This window comes from Streptomyces kurssanovii, from assembly GCF_040677245.1.
GTDB lineage: Bacteria > Actinomycetota > Actinomycetes > Streptomycetales > Streptomycetaceae > Streptomyces > Streptomyces kurssanovii.
Window position 1 is genome coordinate 1 of the sequence record NZ_JBFAQK010000084.1, and the last position, 21,646, is coordinate 21,646.

The following is a 21,646-nucleotide window of genomic DNA, read 5'->3' on the forward strand; positions in this document are numbered from 1 at the left end:
CTGGACGGCGCCACCCCGCTCGGTACGAATGCGCATCACAGGACCGTCGGACGGTACTCGACGAGTACCGGGGCCCCGCGCACGTCCCGTGTCCGGCCTGCGCGTCAGCCGCCCGTCATGGGCCGCGAACGCGGTGGACGCCTGCTCCCCGACGGGGTCACCGGTGTCCGCTCCGAGCGTGCGTGCGCCCGGGACCGGTCGTGCGTGGCCGTCCTGGTGCCCGCGGCGGGCCGGCCGGGCTTGGGGCCGACCCCGGCCACCGGCTCACGCGGGGCGTCGTCCGCCTGTGCGGCCTCGGTCCCGCGCTGCGCGAACACCGCGGGGCGCGGTCCTCCCGACGCGACGGGCAGTGAGGGGGCGGACGCCCGGCGCCTGCGCCACTGCTCGCGCAGACCGAGGATGAAGGCCTCCGCGCGGGCGATCAGCGGCTCGCACCAGGGCAGCCCGAGCAGGATCAGCAGTCCCGCCGCCCAGCCCAGCAGCACGTCGCTCAGCCAGTGGGTGCTGAGGTACACGGTGGTCAGGCCGACGCCGAGGGAGACCACCGCCGAGAGCGCCGACAGGTAGCGCCGAGCCCTCGGAGTGGTGGCCAGGTAGGCCAGGATTCCCCAGGTCACCACCGCGTTGGCGGTGTGTCCGGAAGGAAATATATCGCCGCCGGCGAAGAGCTCGGCGGAGCCGATCTGCGTCGCGTAGTGGGGGCCGAGCCGGCCGAGCCCGATCTTGACCGCGCCCACGGTGACGTTCAGGAGCAGCAGGGCCGCACCGAGCGCGAGCAGGGGCCGCAGGGTGTGCTGGCGCCAGGAGCGCCAGCCCAGCCACGCCGCGACCATGACGGCCGTCGGGCCGCGCTGTCCGAGCGTCACGAAGTAATCGAGAAACGCGTGCTGCTCCGGCCATTGCTCGTAGGGCCGGAAGAGCATGAGCTTCCAGTCGAGCGCCACGAGCCACGTCGACGCCAGCACGGCGACGACGATGGCCAGATAGAACGCCGACGTCCCGCCGAAGAGGGCGAGACGTGTGCGGCTCATCCGCGGGATCTCTATCTTCGGCGGTTCCGGCTCCCGGTCCAGCCGGGCAAAGATGTCGGTACGCACGCAATCGACGTTACAGCGAGTGAGTGTGTGGTCCGGTCGATCCACTCTCTTCGTGATGCCTATGTGATGTGGAGTTTGTCTCAGGTCAAGTTTCTTTCCGCGACCGTCAGGAAAAGCAGGTGACCTTGTTCCCTATTTATCGGACGGTCCTCCCGGAGGCCTCCCTTCCGTAGGTCGCCGATGGTTCACCGGGGCAGCGTGCGGAATTTCCGGGACGTTCAGGCAGTGCGGGATTTCCCCGGGCGGCGGTGCCGAGTGGCGTACGCCACACCGGCCCGCCCGGACCGGTGAGAGATCGACCACGCGCACCGCACGCGAACTCGCGTACGCTGACCACTCGCTCGCCCGTCGACGCCGGGCCGCCCAGTCGGGACATCCCCGTACCACCGTCCCGGCCGGCCCGCCGAGCGCGAGGGATCACCCGGGAGGTACGTACATGTCCGTGACGCCCACGGCCGGCGCACGCCTGCGCTCCGTCGGCGGCGGCGCCAATCGCTGGGTCGTCCTCTTCGTCCTCTGCGTCAGCCTGCTGCTCGTCGCCCTCGACGCGACCGTGCTGCACGTCGCGGTGCCCGCGGTCACCGAGGACCTGCGGCCGAGCGGCGTCGAGCTGCTGTGGATCGTGGACGCCTATCCCCTTGTCTGTGCCGCGCTGCTGATCCTTTTCGGCACGCTCGGCGACCGGGTCGGCAGACGCCGGGTGCTGCTGCTGGGGTACGGCATCTTCGCCGCCGCCTCCGCTGTCGCCGCCTTCGCGCCCGACCCGCAGATCCTGATAGGCGCCCGCGCACTGCTCGGCGTCGGCGGCGCGATGATCATGCCGGCGACGCTGTCGATCCTGCGGGCGGTCTTCCCCGACCGGCGCGAGCGGGCGACCGCGATCGGCATCTGGACGGCGGTCGCCGCCGTGGGCGCCGCCACCGGACCCGTGCTCGGCGGCTTCCTGGTCCAGAACTTCTGGTGGGGCTCCGTCTTCCTGATCAACATCCCGCTGATGGCCCTGATCCTTCCCGTCGGCCGCTGGCTGCTGCCCGAGTCCCGGGGCGGCGCGGACGGCCCGTGGGACGTGCTCGGCGCTCTGATGGCCGCGGCCGGGGTGCTCGGCGTGGTCCTCGGGGTGAAGCGGCTGGGCGTGGGCTCCGGTCCGCTGGACATGGGCGCCATGGTTCCGCTGCTCCTCGGCGCCGCACTGCTGGTGCTGTTCGTGGGGCGGCAGAAGCGCCGCCGGCATCCGCTCGTCGACATGCGGATGTTCGCCAGGGCCGCCTTCTCCACCTCGGTCGGCTGCATCATCCTCGCCATGCTGGCGCTCGTGGGTCTGGAACTGATCGCCGTCCAGTACCTGCAGCTGATCCTCGGGCTCGGCCCGCTGGAGACCGGGCTGCGGCTGCTGCCGCTGACCTTCGCCGCCATGGCCGCGGGCGCCACCGGCTCGCACACCCTGAACCGTCTCGGCCCCCGCCGGATGGTCGGCTGGGGATTCGCCCTGACCGCCGTAGCGGTGCTGCTGCTGACCGTGATGGGCCAGCACGACCGCCCGTGGCTGCTGACCGGCGCGTTCGTCCTGCTCGGTTTCGGGCTCCAGACGACGCTGTTCGGCGCGTACGAGTCGATGCTCAGCGAGGCCCCGGCCGACCAGGCCGGCGGCGCGGCCGCGATAGGCGAGACCTCGTACCAGCTCGGCGCCGGCATGGGCATCGCTCTGCTCGGCAGCGTCATGAACGCCGCGTACGCTCCTGCGGTCGCCTCGTTGTCCGGCGTCCCGGCGTCCGCGAGCTCGGCGGCGGCGCACTCGCTCGGCGAGGCGTACCAGGTGGCCGACCGCCTCGGTGGCCCGGCGGGGGAGCTGTTGCGATCGACCGCCCGTCACTCCTTCGTGCAAGGCCTGCACATCACGCTGGGGGTCAGCGCGGGCCTGCTGCTTCTCGGCGCGGTCGCCGCGCTGCGGCTGCCGCGGATCATGGAGTGCGGGACGTCGGAGAAGTGCCCGCAGCCGAGGCAGGCCGAGCCGGCGGTCCTCCCCGCGGCCCGGGAGTCCGACGCCGGCGCCCGGACCGCCGGCGCGGCGGTTCCGCGCGCCGGGGCCGGGGTGCCCGCAGGCCGCAGGCCGCAGGTGTCCGGACGGCCCGCCCCCGCCGAGGCGGCGGGGTCTGGACGCACGGCACACTGAGCCGTAACGTCTGGCGAGGCCGCTGACTAGCACTGCTAGTTTTCGGTCGCGCCGCCCTTCCCTCCCCCACGGCCCCGGCCGGGGGAGGCGTCCAGTGCCAGAGCCGCCGGAGGTCACGCCATGTCCGCAACGTCGAAGCTTCCGCCCTTCGATCCCGGCGACCCGCTCGGCATCGACGACCTCCTCCACGACGAGGACCTCGCGATCCGCGACACCGTCCGCGCCTGGGCCGCCGACCGCGTCATGCCCCACATCGCCGACTGGTACGAGCGGGGCGAACTCCCGGGCATCCGTGACCTCGCCAAGGAGCTCGGCTCCATCGGGGCGCTCGGCATGTCGCTCGAGGGCTACGGCTGCGCGGGCGCCACCGCCGTCCAGTACGGACTGGCCTGCCTCGAACTCGAAGCCGCGGACTCCGGCATCCGCTCCCTCGTCTCCGTACAGGGCTCGCTCGCCATGTACGCGATCCACCGCTTCGGCTCCGAGGAGCAGAAGCAGCGCTGGCTGCCCGGCATGGCCGCCGGCGAGATCATCGGCTGCTTCGGCCTGACCGAGCCCGACCACGGCTCCGACCCGGCGGCCATGCGCACCCACGCCAAGCGTGACGGCTCCGACTGGATCCTCACCGGCCGCAAGATGTGGATCACCAACGGCTCCGTGGCCGGTGTCGCCGTCGTCTGGGCGCAGACCGACGACGGCATCCGCGGCTTCGTCGTACCCACCGACGCCGCCGGCTTCTCCGCGCCGGAGATCAAGCACAAGTGGTCCCTGCGCGCCAGTGTGACCAGCGAGCTCGTGATGGACGAGGTCCGGCTGCCCGCCGACGCGGTCCTTCCGGACGTCACCGGACTGCGCGGCCCGCTCAGCTGCCTGAGCCACGCGCGCTACGGAATCGTGTGGGGCTCCATGGGCGCCGCGCGCTCCAGCTTCGAGGCGGCGGTGTCGTACGCGCGGACACGGGAGCAGTTCGGCCGGCCGATCGGCGGGTTCCAGCTCACCCAGGCCAAGCTCGCGGACATGGCCGTCGAACTGCACAAGGGGATCCTGCTCGCCCACCACCTCGGTGTGCGGATGGACGCGGGGAAGCTCCGGCCGGAGCAGGTCAGCTTCGGAAAGCTCAACAACGTGCGCGAGGCGATCGAGATCTGCCGCACCTCCCGGACCATCCTCGGCGCGAACGGGATCTCGCTCGAGTACCCCGTGATGCGGCACGCGACGAACCTCGAGTCGGTGCTCACCTACGAGGGCACCGTCGAGATGCACCAGCTCGTGCTGGGCAAGGCGCTCACCGGTCTCGACGCCTTCCGATAGGCCGGCACGGCCCGGCGGGACCGGCGAGCTCCCCCAGCGGCCCGCTGGGAGGTGCCCCCACTCAGCTCTGGTTGAAGAAACCGTCCTGCGAACGGCCCGCCGGGTCGCCGCTGACGATCTCGGTGTCCGCGGGGGTCAGCAGGAAGACCCGCGTCGCGACCCGCTCGATGGAGCCCCGCAGCCCGAAGGCGAGACCCGCGGCGAAGTCCACGACCCGCTTGGCGTCGCCGGGCTCCATCGACGTCAGGTTCACGATGACGGGAACGCCGGAACGGAACAGCTCGCCGATCCCGCGGGCGTCACGGAAGCCGTCCGGGGAGACGGTGGCGATCCGGCGGCCCTCCTGCTGCGCGGACTCGGAGGCGACACGCACCCGCGGGTCGGTGACCCATGCGTCACCCGTCTCAGCACCCTCGGCGTACTCGTCGTCGTAGTAACGCCCGTCGTCCTCGACGAGTCCCAGCCAGGCGCTCGCCTTACGCACCGATCCCATGGACGCCTCCTTTCATCGCGGTCACTTGTCGTTCCGCATATCCCCTATCGTCGTCCATGATGCGGATCGGGCGCCAAGTGGATAGTCGCCGCGCAGGGGATTCGTGACGGTACTGGTGCAGAAGTTGTGGCGATTCGTCAAGGTCCGGCCGCTGCAGGCGGCATGACGGGATGAAAATATAAAAGTCGGGCCGGACGGGTGACCTTGGGGACGTACGGGTGAACGGCCGGGTCGATACGATGCCCACCGCACATCTCAGCGACTCGCGGGGGGCCGTCGTGTTCGGAATCGTCAGACCATGCTCGCACCGGCTCACGGACGGGCTGAAGACCGAGTGGATGGCCCATCTGTGCGGGCTGTGCCTGGCACTTCGCGCCGACCACGGACAGTTCGCCCGTGTCGTGACCAACTACGACGGCCTGATCGTCTCGGTCCTGACGGAGGCTCAGGCCGAGCGCACGCCGGCGCAACGCCGCACGGCCGGTCCCTGCCCGCTGCGTGCCATGCGCACCGCCCCCGTCGCCCGCGGCGAAGGCGCGCGCCTGGCCGCCGCCGTCTCACTGGTCCTCGCCTCCGCGAAGATCCGCGACCACGTCGCCGACGGGGACGGCGTGTTGGCCCGCCGCCCCGTGGCCGTCGCGGCCCGCCGGATCGCCGGCGGCTGGGACAGGGCGGGCGCCCGCTCGGGCTCCGCGCTCGGATTCGACACGGCGGTGCTGCTGGAGGCCGTCGACCGGCAGGCGGGGCTCGAGACGCTGGCCGGTCCCGGCACACCGGTCCTCTCGGTCACGGAGCCGACGGAGACCGCGACGGCGGCCGCCTTCGCGCACACCGCCGTGCTCGCCGGCCGCCCGGAGAACGCGGCGCCGCTCGCCGAGGCCGGCCGGCTCTTCGGCAGGCTGGCGCATCTGCTGGATGCCGTCGAGGACAGGGAAGCTGACGCCGTGTCGGGTGCGTGGAACCCGCTCACGGCCACGGGCACCTCGCTCGCGGAGGCGCGCCGGCTCGCCGACGACGCGCTCCACGGGATCCGGCTGGCGCTGCGGGACGCGCACTTCGTCGACGACAAGCTGGTGTACGTCCTCCTGGTGCACGAGCTGCGCACCTCCGTCGACCGGGCGTTCGGCACCGTCACGTGCGCACACCAGGGCTACGGGGGAGCCCAGCCGCCCTCGCACGGGAATCCACAGAATCCGTACCAGGGTGGCGCCCCGGGCCCGTACGGCTCGAATCCGTACAGCGGCGGCCCCTACGGCGGCGGGGCGGGGGCACCGGGCGGGCCCGGCGGGATGCCGCCCGGTGCGGGAGGGCACCAGGGACGCCCGCCGCGCCGGGGCTTCTGGGCCGGCTGCGCCGTCTTCGTCGGCCTGTGCTGCACCTGCCGGCTGTGCTGCGCCAAGGAGTACGAGGGGCCCTGGTCCCGCAAGAAGCGCGAGGGCTGCTGCCGCGACTGCGACTGCCCGGACTGCGGCTGCGACTGCTGACACCCCGTCACCCGGCCTCGGTGGGGCCGGTGACGGGCGGCGACGCCGGCGGAAGTGATCCGTCCGTCCCGCGGTCTTGTGCGTCCGGTCCCCGGACGCCACTATCTCTGGCAGTGCATGTCAGGAACACGCCATCCTGGCCGGCGCCTCACGGGCCCGCCACCGCGGGCTCTTCCCCTCTTCCCAGGAGGAGCACAGTGAGGATCAAGCGCACCAGAGCACTGCTCGCCGCAGGCGCGGCCCTGGCGGTCACCGCCGCCGTCGCGCCGTCCACCGCCCAGGCGACCCCCACGCCCGGACCCGCCCCGGCCGCCCAACTCGCCCGAGCGGACGCCGCCGTCCTCGCGGCCGGTGTGGAGGGCACCGCATGGTATGTCGACCGCACACTCGGCCGTGTCGTCGTCACCGCGGACTCCACCGTCTCCGACACCGAGATCGCCTCGATCCGCTCGGCCGCCGCCGCGGACGCCGGCGCGATCACGGTCAAGCGCACGCCCGGAGTGTTCAAGCCGCTCCTCGGCGCGGGTGACGCCATCTACGGCAGCGGCTACCGCTGCTCGCTGGGCTTCAACGTGCGCAGCGGCAGCACGTACTACTTCCTCACCGCCGGCCACTGCGGCGACGAGGTGCGGACCTGGTACGCCAACTCGGCACAGTCCACCCTCATCGGACCGACCGTCGGATCCAGCTTCCCGGGCAACGACTACGCCCTCGTGCGCTACGACAACACCTCGCTCAGCCACACCGGCGGCTTCACCGCCGCCGACGCCTACGTCGGCGAGTCCGTCAAGCGCTCCGGCTCCACCACCGGCACCCACAGCGGCACCGTGACCGCCCTCGGCGTCACCGTCCACTACTCCGGCGGTGGCACCGTCCGAGGCATGATCCAGACGAATGTCTGCGCCGAGCCCGGCGACTCCGGCGGCGCGCTCTACGACGGCACAAAGGCCCTCGGCCTCACCTCAGGCGGCAGCGGCAACTGCAGCACCGGCGGTACGACGTTCTACCAGCCCGTGACAGAGGCCCTCGCCAAGTACAGGGTCAGTCTCTACTGACCTCCCCGTGCCCCCGCCGCCACGCGCGGCAGGGAGGCCGTACGGCCGAAAACGCACCCTTGCGGCGTGTGACCGTATGGCTTGAAACTCCCCCACAGCGCAGGCTTCAGGCCGCGCCTCACGGGCCCGGCACCCCCACTGCGGGCCCCTGATTCCCCTCTGGAGGAACGACAAGTGAGGATCAAGCGCTCCATCCCCCGCACCCCCACCACCGCCAGACGCACCCGGCTGCTCGCCGTGGCCACCGGCCTGACAGCAGCCGCCGCTCTGGCCGTCCCCACCGCCAACGCCGAAGAGACACGGACCTACAGCGCGCACCAGCTCACCGCGGCGGGTGACGCCGTGCTCCAGGCGGACGTCCCCGGCACCGCCTGGCACGTCGACCAGGCCACCGGCACGCTCGTCGTCACGGCCGACTCCACCGTCTCCCGGGCCGAGATAGCGAAGATCAAGCGCGAGGCCGGGACCAACGCCGGCGCACTGCGCATCGAACGCACCCCCGGCACGTTCTCCAAGCTGATCTCCGGCGGCGACGCGGTCTACGCGTCCGGCTGGCGCTGCTCGCTCGGCTTCAACGTGCGCAGCGGCAGCACCTACTACTTCCTCACCGCCGGTCACTGCACCGACGGAGCGGGCACCTGGTACACCAACTCCTCGCGCACGACGAGCATCGGTCCCACGGCCGGTTCGAGCTTCCCGGGCAACGACTACGGCATCGTCCGCTACTCGAACACGTCGCTGTCCCACCCCGGCACCGTCGGCGGCACGGACATCACCAGCGCGGCCAACGCCACCGTCGGCATGTCCGTCACCCGCCGCGGCTCCACCACGGGGACCCACAGCGGCACCGTGACGGGCCTCAACGCCACGGTCAACTACGGCGGCGGCGACATCGTCTACGGCATGATCCGCACGAACGTGTGCGCGGAACCGGGCGACAGCGGCGGCCCGCTCTACTCCGGCAGCCGGGCGATCGGCCTCACCTCCGGCGGCAGCGGCAACTGCAGCACCGGCGGTACGACGTTCTTCCAGCCGGTCACCGAGGCACTGAGCCGTTACGGGGTCAGCGTCTACTGACGCGTCGTCCCCGGCACCGCGGCGTGTGACCGTCGAGCCCTCGTCCGTATGACCGGACGAGGGCTCGACGTATGGTCCTGGTTTGAGAGGATGTCAGGACGGCGGGGAAGCGCAGTGACGGGGGTTGCGACGCAGTGAAACGCATCGGAGTGACGGGCCACCGAGGCATCCCGGCCGAGGCCCGTGCCCACATCCGCGCCGGGCTGCGGGCCGTGCTGTGCGGCCATCAGGGCTCGATGGAGGCCCTGTCGAGCCTCGCGGTGGGCGCCGACCAGCTCTTCGCGGACATCGCCCTGGACTGCGGCGCGGAACTGACCGCCGTCATCCCGAGCGGCGACTACGAACAGGGCTTCACGGCCCCGGAGGAACTGGCCCACTACCGCCGGCTCAAGGCCCTGGCCACCCGGGAGGTCAGGCTGGCCTTCCCGTACTCGACGGACGAGGCCTACTACGCGGCCGGCGCCTACATCGCCGACCACTGCGACCGGCTCCTCGCGGTCTGGGACGGGCTGCCCGCCCGGGGGCACGGCGGTACCGGCGACATCGTGCGGTACGCCCGGGACCTCGGCAAACCCGTGACCGTCATCTGGCGCGAGGGCCTCGAGAGGGACTGACAGCACGCCCCCCGGACGTTCAACTGCGGTGTCTGACCAGCCAGTCCGTGTGCTGCGGGGAGACGATGCGCTCGGTCTCGTAGACCGCGGAAGGCCACTGGGCGTCGGTCACCGTCGTCTCCATGGCCGTGTGCATGGCCGCCAGGTCCTCCTCCACGAGCGAGTGGGCGGCGATCAGCGGCTGGTGGCGGCGGATCTCGCTCCAGGCCAGACACGCGGCGGCGGCCGCGGACAGCACGCCCTGGGCGTGGAAGGAGTCCGCCACGGAGAAGGTGCGCAGTGTGGCGAAGAACAGCGCGAAGAGGGTGAGCAGGGCGATCGACGCCGACCATAACGCGGTCGCGCGGCGGGACATCTCCGTACGCCGGTGGTACCAGTTGCGCTGTTCGATCAGCCGGTCCCTGACGTAGGTCTCCTTGCGGACACTGAAGGGCTTGGCCCGCAGCCGGCGCATGGGGGTGGTGATCAGGTCGCCCGCCGCGGTCTCCCCTTCCGCCGTGCGCGGGTCCTCCCAGCCGACCTTGGCCAACTCCCGTAATCCTTCCTCCAGACGGATGGAGAACAGATCATCGGCGCCGCGCTCGGAGACGTGCGAGTCGAAGGGGGCGCCGTGCACCGCGTACCGCCAGCACATCGACTTGATGAACTCGGCCGCGGAGCGGTTCAGTTGCCAATGCGACTTTGCTCGACGCCGGGAGGAGCGGTACCCCAGTACCAGTACCCCGGCGTACGCCAACGCGCTGAAGAACGCGGCGACTTGAAAGGACCCGCCGACCCGCAGCGAGGCGGGGAGCGAGGCCAGAGCGGCGCCGGCCACCAGCAGGAGCAGCTGGTACCGGGTGGCCGTGACGGCCTCCCGCTGGCGGGCGACGGCGATGGCGTCCGTGCGGTGGTAGAGAACCGGTAGATCGCCGTTGCGGAAGACCATGCTGTGCAATGGGCTGGAAAGCTCGCTCATACACACCCCCGTCTGCGGTTTTGTGTTCACTCATTAGGCGGAATCGCTTGTTCCTTGCGGCCCTGCGAGAATGTGGTGCAACTCTTTTGTTGCTTATCCCCGTGCTGAGTTGCTGAGAGTGGCCATGAGAGTAAAGTCGTGCCGCCGGCATCGCAACGGTGCGTGGTATCCCCGCAGACACAGCTTTGAGCTGGACACAACATCAAGGACGGCCCCCCAATGACCCTTCACTCCTCCGCATCCTTCGCCGCTGCGAAGAAGAATCGCGTTCCGCTGGCGCAGATCGACGTCCGCGGTGCCGATGCCGCGCAGAAGCTCGCCCGCGTCCTTCCCGCCTCCGGAGCACGCGGCCTGCGCGTCACCACGTTCAACTCGTCGCTCTGAGCGACTCCGCAGGGCTTCGGACCGGCCCTAGACTGGTGGAATGACAGGACCCACACTGGTCCCCTTCCAGCAGATCGTTGTGAAGGTCCACAGCAGGTGCGATCTTGCCTGCGACCATTGCTACATCTATGAACACGCTGATCAGAGCTGGCGTACCCGCCCGAAGGCAATCTCTGACGAAGCGATTTCCTGGACAGCTCTGCGACTGGCCGAGCATGCCAAGAGTCATGCCCTGCCCTCCGTGTCAGTGATCCTGCACGGAGGGGAGCCTCTGCTGGCAGGCCCCGAGCGTCTGCGCCGTGTCTGCGAGGAGTTCACCGCAGCCCTTGAACCGGTCGCCGCACTCGATTTGAGGATCCACACCAACGGCATTCAGCTGAGCAGCCGTTTTCTCGACCTGTTCGACGAATTCGACGTCCGGGTCGGCATCTCCCTCGACGGGGACCGCACCGCCAACGACCGCCACCGCCGCTACGCCGACGGCCGCACCAGCCACCCCCTCGTCCTGCGGGCCGTGGACCTCCTCCGCCAGGAGCGCTACCGCCACCTCTACCTCGGCCTGCTCTGCACCATCGACGTCGCCAACGACCCGGTCGCCGTGTACGACGCCCTCGCCGAACTCGAACCACCCCGCATCGACTTCCTGCTGCCCCACGCCACCTGGGACGACCCGCCGGCCAGACCGGACGGATCACCCACCGCCTACGCCGAATGGATCCTCGAGGTCTTCGACCGCTGGGACGCCCGAGGCAGGCCCGTGCCGGTGCGGCTCTTCGACTCGGTGTTCTCCACCCTGGCCGGCGGCCCCAGCCTCACCGAATCCCTGGGCCTCGCCCCCTCCGACCTCGTCGTCGTCGAGACCGACGGCACCCTGGAACAGGTCGACTCGCTGAAGAGCGCCTACGAGGGCGCGGCCGCCACCGGGTTCGACGTCTTCCGGCACCGCTTCGACGACGTGGCCCTCCACCCGGGCGTCCAGGCACGCCAACTCGGCCTCGCGGGCGTGAGCCGGACGTGCCGTCAGTGTCCGGTCGTCCGCTCCTGCGGCGGCGGTCTCTACACACACCGCTACGCCACCGGCTCCGGCTTCGACAACACCTCCGTGTACTGCAACGACCTCAAGGCGCTCGTCCGCGGCATCGAGGAGCGCACCGTGCAGTCCAGCGCGTCCCCGGCCGTGAGCGATCCGGAGGCGCTGCTCATCCTCCAGCAGGACCTGACCCGCTACACCCTCGCCCGGCTCAACGAGGAGCTCGCCGGCCGTGGCGGCGAGCGGTGGTCGGCCGCCTGGGAGCTCGCGTCGGCGATCGAGGAGACCTCGCTCGGCCTCGATGAGATCTACGCCCACCCCTACACCCGCACCTGGCTGCACACCTGCCTCGACGCCCTGCGCGAGCAGCGCCCCGACGCGGTCGAACTCGCCCTGCGCCTGGAGTCCTACGTGGCCGCCGCGGCCGTACGGAGCGGGCTCGGCGTCCCCGTACGGGTGGGCTGTCCCACCGGCACGCTCGTCCTGCCCACGCTCGGCGAGCTCCGGCTGACCGCCGACGGCGGGCCGTGCGAGGCCGAGGTCACCGGCGGGCCCGACGAGGTGCTCGTGAGCGTGCCGGGGCGCGAGGCGTTACGCGTACGTCCCGGCGAGGCCGCGCCCGGCTGGCGGCCCCTGCGGCGGCCCGGACTCGACGGCTGGCCGGGGCTCGTGCTGGAGGACGTCGACCCGTTCCGGGACTGCTTCGACGAGCCGGTGCGTGCCGTGGGCGACACGGAAGCGCTCTCCCGGGCGTGGGCCCTCCTGCGGGCCGCCGCGCCGGGGCAGGCGGCCGAGATCGCGTCCTCGCTCACCACCCTGACGCCCCTGCGGAGCGGCGGTCCGTCGGTCGGACGACACGCCTACGGCGCGCTGGGCCTCGGTCTGGAGGGAACCCCCGCAGAACTGGCGGCCGCACTGCTGCGGGGCTTCGCCCGGGCCAAACTGCGCGCGATCGGGGAAGTGGCCGACCTCCTGGCCGAGGACGGCGCCTGGCTGCATCCCGCCCCGTGGCAGGACGAGCCGCTGCCGGCCTCGCAGTTGCTGGCCGGAGCGTACGAACGCGTCCTGCTCGCGTCCCTCGACCCGGCAGCCGCCGCCCACGCCGTCCTCGCCCTCAAGGCTCTGCGCGACGCACCGGAACCGACCGTCAGCGGCAAGCGCCTCATCGCCGCCCTGCACAAGGAGGCAGCCCGTGACTGACCCGTCAGGCGACCGCGAACCGTTACGCTCCCTGCGCGCCCTGGGGGTGCGCGACGGCATGACGCTCCTCGTCCACGCCTCCCTGCACGCCACCGGGCTCGGGGCCCGCCGGCTGCGGGACGCGCTGCTCGAGGCGCTCGGCCCCGAGGGGACGCTGGTCGTCCCGGCCTTCACGGCGGAGAACTCGGACACCTCGTCCGCGTACCTGGCCCGGGTGCGCGGCATGACACCCGAGCAGGCGGCGGCCTTCCGGGCGGACATGCCGGCCTTCGACCCGGCCACCACACCCGCTCAGGGGATGGGCCGGCTGGCCGAATCCGTACGGACCGCCCCCGGCGCGGTGCGCAGCGCCCACCCGCAGACGTCGTTCGCGGCGCTCGGCCGGCGCGCCGCGGAACTCCTCGCCGAGCACCCGCTGGACTGCCACCTCGGAGAGCGCTCACCGCTCGGCGCGCTCCATCGCGCCGGAGCGCACGTATTGATGATCAATGTGGGCTTCGCCAAATGCACCGCGTTCCATCTCGCCGAATACCGCGTCGGATCCCCGCTGCGCACCTACCGTTGTGTGGTGCGGCGGCCGGACGGCGGATCCGAATGGACGGAATACACCGATGTCGTGCTGGACGACAGCGATTTCGAGGCGATCGGTGCCGCGTTCTCGTGGGGAGTGGAACGAAGCGGACAACTCGGCGGAAGAACCGCAAGGCTGTTCGCGATCAGGGACGCGGTCGACCACGCGAGGGGTTGGATGACCGAAAAGCGGTGATGATTGACCGAACGGCAGGGGGATGGAGCGTGACTCGCTCCGGAATGATTACTTCGCTCGCGTCCTTCGTCGAAGGCGGGTGTCGGGCCGGGCGTTCACGCAGGACGGGGGTCGTGTGTCGGATTCAGCGCAGCGGGCGGCGGACCATCGGCCGTACTTCTTCTTGAGCTACGCGCACACACCGCGGTACGGAGCTGGAGGCCCTGACCCCGACATGTGGGTCGAGCGGCTGTTCCGCGACCTGTGCGGCCATGTGATGGCCATGACCGATCTGCCGGCCGGCGCACCCGCCGGCTTCATGGACCGGGAGATACGTTCGGGGGAGGGCTGGTCGGAGCGGCTGGGCGAAGTGCTGGCCAGCTGCCGGGTGTTCGTCCCGCTCTTCTCCCCCCGCTACTTCGCCAGCGAGATGTGCGGCAAGGAGTGGTACGCCTTCGCCCAGCGGGCCATCTACCACCATGCGAAGAGCAACCGCCCCGCGGAGGCGATCGTCCCGGCGTTATGGGTGCCGATGCCGCCCGAACAACTCCCGGGCCCCGCGGAGCGGTTGCAGTTCAACCACCGCGCCTTCGGCGACCGGTACGTGACCGACGGCCTCTACGGCCTCATCAAGCTCCGGATATTCGCGGAGGAGTACGAGGCGGCCGTCTACGAGCTGGCGAAACGGATCGTCAGCGTCGCCGACACCATACGGCTCGCCCCCGGCAGCCCCGTCGAGTTCCGCCAGGCGCCCAGCGCGTTCGGCAGACCCAGCGTCGGCCCGCGGCCCATGCACGTCACCGTCGCGGCCCCCACGAGCCACGATCTGCCGCCCGGCCGGTCGGCCGACTACTACGGCAAGCAGTCACAGGACTGGAACCCGTACCACCCGGACTCCGCCCGCCCGTTGGCGTATGTCGCGCAGGACCTGGTGCGCTCCCTGAACTACCAGCCGACCGTCTCCTCCTTCGACCACGAGCCGCTGCCCGCGGCAGGCCAGCCGCCGACCCGCCCCGAGATCCTGCTCATCGACCGCTGGGCCCTCGAGAACGAGGAACGACGCCGCAAACTCGCCGCCTTCGACGCCCATCCGCACCCCTGGGTCAGCGTCGTCGTCCCCTGGAACCGCGACGACCCGGACAGCCGCGACGCGGAGGCCGAACTGATCGAGAAACTGGAGCGCACCATGCCGCACCAGATGAGCCACGGCCGCGCGGCCTGCCAGGCCGCGGCCAAGGGCGTCTACAGCATGGAGGCCTTCGGGCACCTGCTGCCCCAGGTCGCGGAGGCGGCCGCCCAGGAGTACCTGCGCCACGCCGAGGCCTTCCCGCCGGCCCCGCCGGGCGGCGGCAGCCACAGCGAACGGCCCCGGCTGCGCGGTCCGATGGCCGAGTACAGCACCACCCACTACGTCCCGAACATGCGTGACATCGCCCCTGATGCGGAGGACACGGATGACAGCCAGTCGTGACGGGCGCATCGTCACCTTCTACTCGTACAAGGGAGGTACCGGACGCACGATGGCCATGGCCAACGTGGCCTGGATCCTCGCCGCGAACGGTAAGCGGGTGCTGGCCGTCGACTGGGACCTGGAAGCACCCGGCCTGCACCGCTTCTTCCACCCGTTCCTCGACCCCTCCACGCTGGGCGCCACCACCGGCGTCATCGACCTGATCACCGAGTACGCCTGGGCCGCGACCAATCCCGAGCCCCGCCGTGTCGACTGGCACCTGGACTACGCGCGCATACAGCCGCACGCCGTCTCCCTCACCCCCGAGAGTCTCGGCTGGGAGTTCCCCGAGGGCGGCACGCTCGACTTCGTCTCCGCGGGCAAGCAGAACCGCGAGTACTCCGCGACCGTGTCCACCTTCGACTGGGACAACTTCTACGACCGGCTCGGCGGCGGCCACTTCTTCGACGCGCTGCGCGACGACATGAAGGCCAACTACGACTACGTCCTCATCGACAGCCGCACCGGCCTCAGCGACATCGCCGACATCTGCACCGTCCACCTGCCCGACGTCCTCGTCGACTGCTTCACCCTCAGCGACCAGTCCATCGACGGCGCCGCCGCGGTCGCCCGGCAGATCGACGAGCGGTATGGCGGCCGGGGCATCCGGATCTTCCCCGTTCCGATGCGCATCGACGAGGGGGAGAAGGAGAAGGCGGACGCCGGACGGGCCCTCGCGCGCCTCAAGTTCGACCGCTTCCCCACCGGCATGACCGGCGAGGAGGCCACCGCCTACTGGGGCGCGGTGGAGATCCCCTACCGGCCCTACTACGCCTACGAGGAGACGCTCGCGACCTTCGGGGACGAGGCCGGGCTCACCAGCTCGCTGCTCTCCGCCTTCGAACGCCTCACCGCCGTCGTCACCGACCATCAGGTCACCGCGATGCCGCCGGTCAACGAGGACGTCCGGCTGCGCATCAGGGACGCCTTCACCCGCCGGCGACCCGCGCTGCCCGCCGACCTGTTCCTCAGCTACGTCGCCGAGAACCGCATGTGGGCCGACTGGGTCGAGTACGTGCTCAGCAGAGCCGGCTTCCGGGTCGTGCCGCGCGACGTGTCCGCGGAACACGATCCCGTGGAGGTCGACGCGGCCGCCGCGGAGAACGCCGCGCGTACGGTCGTGCTGCTGTCCAGCGCCTACCTCAAGTCGGCCCGGGCCGTGGAGGTCTTCCAGCGCGCGGCGGCGGAGGACCCGAGCGGCGGCCGGCGGCACCTGCTCCCGATACGGGTCGGCGACGTCCGCCTCACCACCCCCTACATCGACCGCAACCCCGTCGACCTGTTCCGGCTCGACGAGGTGCACGCCACCGGCGCCCTGCTGCGGGCGCTCGACCGCCCGGTGCAGCTTCCCGAGCCGTCGTCGCCCGGGCCGCGGTTCCCCGGAACGGTGCCCAAGATCTGGAACGCGCCGCCCCGCAACCCCGGGTTCACCGGCCGCTCCGTCGTACTGGAGCGGATGCGCGACCAGCTCGGCGGCGGCATGGCCGTGGCGGCGGTCCTGCCGCAGCCCCAGACGCTCTACGGCCTCGGCGGCGTCGGCAAGACCCAGGTCGCCCTCGAGTACGTCCACCGGTTCATGGCCGACTACGACCTGGTCTGGTGGATCTCGTCCGAGCAGCCCGACGACGTCGTCGCCGGACTCGCCGAACTCGCCGTCCGGCTCGGCGCGCAGGGCGGCGAGGACATGGCCGCCGCCTCGCAGGAGGCCATCGACCTGCTGCGGCGCGGAGTGCCGTCGTCACGGTGGCTGCTGGTCTTCGACAACGCCGACGACCCCGAGCAGCTCAAGCGCTTCTTCCCCGCCGGCGGCCCCGGCCACGTCCTGGTCACCTCCAGGAACCAGACCTGGTCGCAGTACGGCGACGCGCTGCCCGTCGACGTCTTCCTGCGCGAGGAGTCCATCGAGCACATACAGCGGCGCGCCCGCGGACTGAGCGCCGAGGACGCCGACCAGGTCGCCACGGCCGTGGGCGACCTGCCCCTCGCCGTCGAGCAGGCGGCGGCCTGGATAGCGGAGACGGCCACACCGGTCGCCTCCTACCTGGAACAACTGCGTGAGCAGGCCGCCAGCGTGCTGGCGCTCAACCAGCCCGCCGGATACCCGGAGCCGGTCGCCGCGACCTGGAACGTGTCCATCGAGCGGCTGAAGGAGCGCTCTCCCGCGGCCGTCCGGCTGCTTCAGCTGTGCGCCTTCTTCGCCCCCGAGCCGATCTCCGCGAACCTGCTCTACAGCAAAGAGATGATCGACGCGCTCAAGCCGTACGACGCGTCCCTCCAGGAGAAGCTGGTACTGGGCCGGGTCATCCGGGAGATCGGGCGGTTCGCCCTCGCCAAGGTCGACCAGGTCTCCAACTCGATCCAGGTGCACCGGCTGGTGCAGGCCGTCATCAGGGCGCAGCTGAGCGAGGAGGAGCAGATGGACGCGCGCCACGCCGTCCACCGCATCCTCGCGGGCGCCAGGCCCGACGACGACGAGCCGATCGACAACCCGGAGACCTGGCCGCGCTTCAACACCATCTGGCCGCACCTCGGCCCGTCGGAGGCCAGGTACTGCAAGGAGCCGGAGACCCGCAGGCTGCTGATCGACCGGGTGCGCTACCTGTGGAAGCGCGGCGACTGGAAGGCCGCCTACACCCTCGCCAGCGATCTGCGCGAGGCGTGGAAGGACATGCTCGGCAACGACGACCTCCAGTACCTGTACCTGCGCTTCCACCTCTCCAACATCCTGCGCTCCCAAGGCCGTTACGTGGAGGCGAAGGACCTGGACGAGGTGACCCTGGAGCGGCAGCGCGCCGTGCTCGGCGCCTCCCATCCGCACACGTACATGACCACCAGCGGTCTGGCGATGGACCTCGGCACGCTCGGCGAGTACGGCAGGGCGATGGAGCTGGCGACCGAGGCGCACGAAGGCTTCAGCCAGATCTTCCACGAGTCCCATCCGCGCACGCTCGCCGCCGCCAACAACCTGGCGCTGAACCTGCGCATGGTCGGGCAGTACGCGCGGGCCCGCGAGATCGACCAGGAGGTCTTCGACCGGCGCACGGAGGTGCTCGGCCCGGAGCACCCGTACACGCTCTCCTCGGCGATGAACCTCGCCCGCGACCTCAGGGAGGTCGGGCGGTACGAGGACTCCGTGTCCGTGCTCAGCCGCACCTACGAGGTCTACAAGGCGCAGCTCGGCCGGGCGTTCCCCGGCACGCTGGCCGCGGGCAAGAGCCTCGCGGTGTCACTGCGCAGGGCCGGCCGGCTGGAGGACGCACGGCGGCTGACGACCGCGACCCGCAACCGCTACCGCGCCAAGTACACCTCCGCCAACCCCGACTCGCTGGCCTGCGACCTGAACATGGCGGCGGACCTGTTCGCCGCCGGCGAGCCCGTCGCCGCACGGGACCTGGCCCAGGAGGTCGTCGACCAGTACCGGCAGGTCCCCGGCGAGCGGCACCCGTACACCCTGGCCGCGATCAACAACCTCGGGATCTACGAGTGGGGCTGCGGAACACCGGAGACCGCTGAGCGGCTGCTGCGGGACGTGGTCGCGGCGATGCGCGAGGTGCTGGGGGAGGACCATCCGCACGCCCTCTACAGCACGATCAACCTCGCGAACGCCCTCGCGGACCTCGGCCTCTGCGAGGAGGCACTGGCGATCGAGCGGCGGACCGTGGACCGGCTGCGCGAGGTGCTGGGAGCACACCACCCGGAAGTGCTCGGCATCGCCTCCAACATGTCCGTCACGCTCGGACTGCTGGGACGCAAGGACGAGGCGGCCCAACTGCGCGTGGAGACGGTCGAGGAGCTGCAGCGGCTGCTGGGCGACGAGCACGCGCTCACCCGCATCGCCAAGGACGAACGCCGCGTCTACCGCGACCTGGAGCCGCTGGCGGTGTGACGGCGGTGCGACGGCGCGGGCTGCCGTGCCCCGCGGGCGCGCCGGCCAGCGCCCGCCGGCCGGCGGGCGCGGTCAGTCGTCCAGCAGCCAGGTGAGGATGCGGGGCAGCGCGTGCAGGGCGTCGAAGTGCGCGGCGGCCGGTTCCAGGACGGCCGTCGCGCCCGGGATGCGCTGGGCGAGCCAGCGCGAGTGGCCCACCGGCGAGAAGACGTCCTTCTCCCCGTGCCACAGCATCACCGGGCTCTTGATGTCCGCCGGGTCGAAGCCCCACGGGCTGCAGAACGCCAGCGCGTCGTCGATCCATCCGTACGCCGAAGTCCGCAGCGCCTCCTGGTAGTTGCGCAGCAGCATCGACCTGACGCCCGCGTCGGAGACCACCATCCGGTCGGAGTCGGTGAGTTCCCTGCGCAGGTCGTTCAGCAGCCGGACCGGATCCTGCCTGATCTCGGCGGAACGCAGCGTGAACCGCTCCACGAGTCCCGCGGGGTCGTCGGAGGCGCTGGTGTACTCGGTGACGTTGGACGCGGCCATGCCCTCGAACCAGTCCAGGCCGTCCGCGTCCCTCGGCGCGAGGGTCACCAGCGCGGCGGCACGGGTCACCCGGTCCGGCATCAGGGCCGCGCACGCCAGAGCGTGCGGCGCGCCCCCGGACCGGCCCACGACGGCGAAGCGCTCCAGGCCGAAGTCGTCGGCGATCGCCCGTACGTCCTGCGCCACATCGGCGACGCTGCGGCCCGCGAGCCGGTCCGAACCGCCGTAGCCGGGACGGTCGTAGGCGATCAGCTGTGTGCCGCGCTGATAGAGCACCATGCCGCGTGGCGCGGGGCCGAGCCTGCTGCCCGGCGTACCGTGCAGCAGGAAGACCGGTCTGCCGCGCGGATCGCCGAGACGCTCCACCATCAGATGCCGCCCGTCCGCCGCGCGCACCCGACGTCGCACCCGAACGCCCCCCTTCGCCGTACATGCCCCGTGCCGTCCATGCCCGTGCAGACACCATGAGCTTCCCCGTCCGGCCGGTGATTACCCATCAGGCGGCCTACTGCCGGGGCATTCACGTTCCTGTTCCCGGATCCTGTGAAGAGGCTGTGAACGCAACCGTGTTGTCGTGTGCCCGTCCCGTGGTCGACCTTGTGTGCGACTGCGACGCCTCGGAATAGTGGGCGGATCATCCTCCGCGTCCGGGCACCCCACTTGCTCCGGGCGCGGCCCCCACAGGAGGTCGAAGTTGAAGCACCGACGCATACCCAAGAGGAAAGCGGCAGTAGCGGGCGGCGCGGTCGTCGCCATCGTTGCCGCGGGCGTCACCTTCCAGAGTGCGAACGCCAGTGACCAGACCGCGCAGTTCGACGTGAAGGCGCTCACGGCGCCGGCGGCCGGGGACCTCGCCGCCACGCTGAGGGCGGACCTGGGCGCCGAAGAGGCCGGCGCGTACTACGACGCCAAGGCCAAGGCGCTCATCGTGAACGTGCTCAGCGAGGACGCGGCGCAGACGGTGCGCGAGGCGGGCGGCAAGGCCAGGGTCGTCGAGAACACCCTCGTCGAGCTGAAGAGCGCCCGGCAGACCCTCACGGACAAGGCGACCATCCCCGGCACCTCGTGGGCGACCGACCCGGTCACCAACAAGGTCGTCGTCACCGCGGACCGCACGGTCGAGGGCGCCGACTGGACCAAGCTCCAGGAGGTCGTCAAGGGCCTCGGCGCCAAGGCGGAGCTCAAGAAGACCGCGGGCGAGTTCAGGCCCTTCATCGCGGGCGGCGACGCCATCCACTCGGGCGGCGGGCGCTGCTCGCTCGGCTTCAACGTGGTCAAGGACGGCGAGCCGCACTTCATCACCGCCGGGCACTGCGGGCAGTCCGGCAGCGAGTGGTCCGACTCGGCGGGCGGCCCGGCCGTCGGCACGATGGTCGACTCGCAGTTCCCCGGCAACGACTTCGCGCTGGTGAAGTACAACGGCGCCACGGAGCACCCGAGCGAGGTGAACCTCTACGACGGCGGGTCCCAGGCCATCACCCAGGCGGGCGAGGCGACCGTCGGCATGCAGGTGACGCGCAGCGGCTCCACCACGCAGGTCCACGACGGTGAGGTGACAGGCCTCGACGCCACCGTGAACTACGGCAACGGCGACATCGTCGAGGGCCTCATCCAGACCAACGTCTGCGCGGAGCCGGGCGACAGCGGCGGCTCCCTCTTCTCGGGCGACGCGGCGATCGGCCTCACGTCGGGCGGCAGCGGCGACTGCAGCTCGGGCGGCGAGACGTTCTTCCAGCCGGTGACGGAGGCGTTGTCGGTCCTGGGCGCGGAAATCGGCTGACGCCTTCCTCTGTCCGGCGGGCCCTGGCCCCGGCCTCGTCGCTGCCGCAAGGGCGTGGCGGGGGCGGGGCCGTGGTGTTTGCGGGGCGTGGGGCGGGTGCGGCTGCGGGCGGGTGGCGCCTGCGGCGGGCTTGTTCCCCACCCCGCCCCTTCCCGAACCGGGGCAGGCCCCGGGCCCCGTGCCGCCCTGCGGCGGCGTACCGCGCTTCGCGCGGTGCCCTCAAGCGCCGGGCGGGCTGACTTTGTCAGCCTCGCCGGCGTTTGAGGCGCGGGGGTCCGGGGGCGGAGCCCCCGGTTTCGGGAAGGGGCGGGTAGGGGAACA

16 protein-coding genes are annotated in these 21,646 nt (G+C 71.4%); 12 read left to right on the top strand and 4 right to left on the bottom strand.

From position 1 onward, the window contains the following. Positions 1–104 precede the first annotated feature (104 nt). Positions 105–1,097: a phosphatase PAP2 family protein gene (locus AB0K36_RS32790; protein WP_364601169.1), complete on the bottom strand. Its 993-nt coding sequence runs from the start codon at positions 1,095–1,097 to the stop codon at positions 105–107. Positions 1,098–1,533: 436 nt separating this feature from the next. On the opposite strand from AB0K36_RS32790, the gene AB0K36_RS32795 reads away from it, so the two are divergent. Together AB0K36_RS32795 and AB0K36_RS32800 are read left to right on the top strand one after the other, a co-directional pair. Further along, positions 1,534–3,267 carry an MFS transporter gene (locus AB0K36_RS32795; RefSeq protein WP_364601170.1) on the top strand — a complete coding sequence of 578 codons (1,734 nt, stop codon included), beginning with the start codon at positions 1,534–1,536 and terminating at the stop codon, positions 3,265–3,267. A 120-nt stretch (positions 3,268–3,387) separates the two neighbouring features. Further along, positions 3,388–4,578 (top strand): acyl-CoA dehydrogenase family protein, encoded by a 1,191-nt coding sequence (locus tag AB0K36_RS32800; protein WP_364601172.1) that lies wholly within the window; start codon positions 3,388–3,390, stop codon positions 4,576–4,578. Positions 4,579–4,639: 61 nt separating this feature from the next. On the opposite strand, the gene AB0K36_RS32805 is transcribed toward AB0K36_RS32800, so the two are convergent. Continuing rightward, the gene (locus AB0K36_RS32805) at positions 4,640–5,071 is read right to left on the bottom strand and encodes a cell division protein SepF (RefSeq protein ID WP_005319308.1); all 432 of its coding nucleotides are present in this window, start codon (positions 5,069–5,071) and stop codon (positions 4,640–4,642) included. A gap of 278 nt (positions 5,072–5,349) precedes the next feature. On the opposite strand from AB0K36_RS32805, the gene AB0K36_RS32810 reads away from it, so the two are divergent. The 4 genes from AB0K36_RS32810 (at position 5,350) to AB0K36_RS32825 (ending at position 9,301) form a co-directional block, all read left to right on the top strand. Next, positions 5,350–6,555, top strand: coding sequence for a DUF5685 family protein (locus tag AB0K36_RS32810; RefSeq protein ID WP_364601188.1), 1,206 nt, complete (start codon positions 5,350–5,352; stop codon positions 6,553–6,555). A gap of 197 nt (positions 6,556–6,752) precedes the next feature. Beyond that, positions 6,753–7,610, top strand: coding sequence for a S1 family peptidase (locus AB0K36_RS32815; RefSeq protein WP_364601174.1), 858 nt, complete (start codon positions 6,753–6,755; stop codon positions 7,608–7,610). A gap of 174 nt (positions 7,611–7,784) precedes the next feature. Then, positions 7,785–8,687: a S1 family peptidase gene (locus AB0K36_RS32820; RefSeq protein ID WP_364601176.1), complete on the top strand. Its 903-nt coding sequence runs from the start codon at positions 7,785–7,787 to the stop codon at positions 8,685–8,687. Between the two features lie 134 nt (positions 8,688–8,821). Further along, the gene (locus tag AB0K36_RS32825; RefSeq protein ID WP_189473517.1) at positions 8,822–9,301 is read left to right on the top strand and encodes a hypothetical protein; all 480 of its coding nucleotides are present in this window, start codon (positions 8,822–8,824) and stop codon (positions 9,299–9,301) included. 19 nt (positions 9,302–9,320) lie between these two features. Here AB0K36_RS32825 and AB0K36_RS32830 read toward each other — a convergent pair whose 3' ends face one another. Then, entirely contained in the window at positions 9,321–10,229 is a 909-nt protein-coding gene (locus AB0K36_RS32830; RefSeq protein WP_364601190.1) for a DUF4231 domain-containing protein, read from the bottom strand. A gap of 249 nt (positions 10,230–10,478) precedes the next feature. Here AB0K36_RS32830 and fxsA point away from each other — a divergent pair, with 249 nt between their 5' ends. The 5 genes from fxsA (at position 10,479) to fxsT (ending at position 19,014) form a co-directional block, all read left to right on the top strand. Further along, complete coding sequence (fxsA, locus tag AB0K36_RS32835; RefSeq protein WP_189473516.1) at positions 10,479–10,643, top strand: FxSxx-COOH cyclophane-containing RiPP peptide; 165 nt, start codon at positions 10,479–10,481, stop codon at positions 10,641–10,643. Positions 10,644–10,683: 40 nt separating this feature from the next. Then, positions 10,684–12,873 carry a radical SAM/SPASM protein FxsBH, inactivated beta-hydroxylase extension form gene (gene fxsBH / locus AB0K36_RS32840; RefSeq protein WP_364601178.1) on the top strand — a complete coding sequence of 730 codons (2,190 nt, stop codon included), beginning with the start codon at positions 10,684–10,686 and terminating at the stop codon, positions 12,871–12,873. Further along, positions 12,866–13,639, top strand: coding sequence for an AAC(3) family N-acetyltransferase (locus AB0K36_RS32845; protein WP_364601180.1), 774 nt, complete (start codon positions 12,866–12,868; stop codon positions 13,637–13,639). The genes fxsBH and AB0K36_RS32845 overlap by 8 nt, the downstream gene beginning before the upstream one ends. A 115-nt stretch (positions 13,640–13,754) precedes the next feature. Further along, positions 13,755–15,089 carry a TIR-like protein FxsC gene (locus tag AB0K36_RS32850; RefSeq protein ID WP_364601182.1) on the top strand — a complete coding sequence of 445 codons (1,335 nt, stop codon included), beginning with the start codon at positions 13,755–13,757 and terminating at the stop codon, positions 15,087–15,089. Then, positions 15,073–19,014 carry an FxSxx-COOH system tetratricopeptide repeat protein gene (fxsT, locus tag AB0K36_RS32855; RefSeq protein WP_364601184.1) on the top strand — a complete coding sequence of 1,314 codons (3,942 nt, stop codon included), beginning with the start codon at positions 15,073–15,075 and terminating at the stop codon, positions 19,012–19,014. The genes AB0K36_RS32850 and fxsT overlap by 17 nt, the downstream gene beginning before the upstream one ends. Before the next feature lie 72 nt (positions 19,015–19,086). Here fxsT and AB0K36_RS32860 read toward each other — a convergent pair whose 3' ends face one another. Next, on the bottom strand, positions 19,087–19,953 hold the full coding sequence (locus tag AB0K36_RS32860) for an alpha/beta fold hydrolase (RefSeq protein WP_244258298.1): 867 nt from the start codon (positions 19,951–19,953) through the stop codon (positions 19,087–19,089). A 286-nt stretch (positions 19,954–20,239) separates the two neighbouring features. On the opposite strand from AB0K36_RS32860, the gene AB0K36_RS32865 reads away from it, so the two are divergent. Further along, positions 20,240–21,325, top strand: coding sequence for a S1 family peptidase (locus AB0K36_RS32865; RefSeq protein WP_364601186.1), 1,086 nt, complete (start codon positions 20,240–20,242; stop codon positions 21,323–21,325). The last annotated feature ends 321 nt before the right edge of the window (positions 21,326–21,646 follow it).

What these genes read in the sequence shown, in the direction of transcription:
- AB0K36_RS32795 (WP_364601170.1), top strand. Translation starts at nt 1,534, where the DNA reads ATGTCCGTGACGCCCACGGCCGGCGCACGCCTGCGCTCCGTCGGCGGC.
- AB0K36_RS32800 (WP_364601172.1), top strand. Translation starts at nt 3,388, where the DNA reads ATGTCCGCAACGTCGAAGCTTCCGCCCTTCGATCCCGGCGACCCGCTC.
- AB0K36_RS32805 (WP_005319308.1), bottom strand. Translation starts at nt 5,071, where the DNA reads ATGGGATCGGTGCGTAAGGCGAGCGCCTGGCTGGGACTCGTCGAGGAC.
- AB0K36_RS32830 (WP_364601190.1), bottom strand. Translation starts at nt 10,229, where the DNA reads ATGGTCTTCCGCAACGGCGATCTACCGGTTCTCTACCACCGCACGGAC.
- fxsA (WP_189473516.1), top strand. Translation starts at nt 10,479, where the DNA reads ATGACCCTTCACTCCTCCGCATCCTTCGCCGCTGCGAAGAAGAATCGC.
- fxsBH (WP_364601178.1), top strand. Translation starts at nt 10,684, where the DNA reads ATGACAGGACCCACACTGGTCCCCTTCCAGCAGATCGTTGTGAAGGTC.
- fxsT (WP_364601184.1), top strand. Translation starts at nt 15,073, where the DNA reads ATGACAGCCAGTCGTGACGGGCGCATCGTCACCTTCTACTCGTACAAG.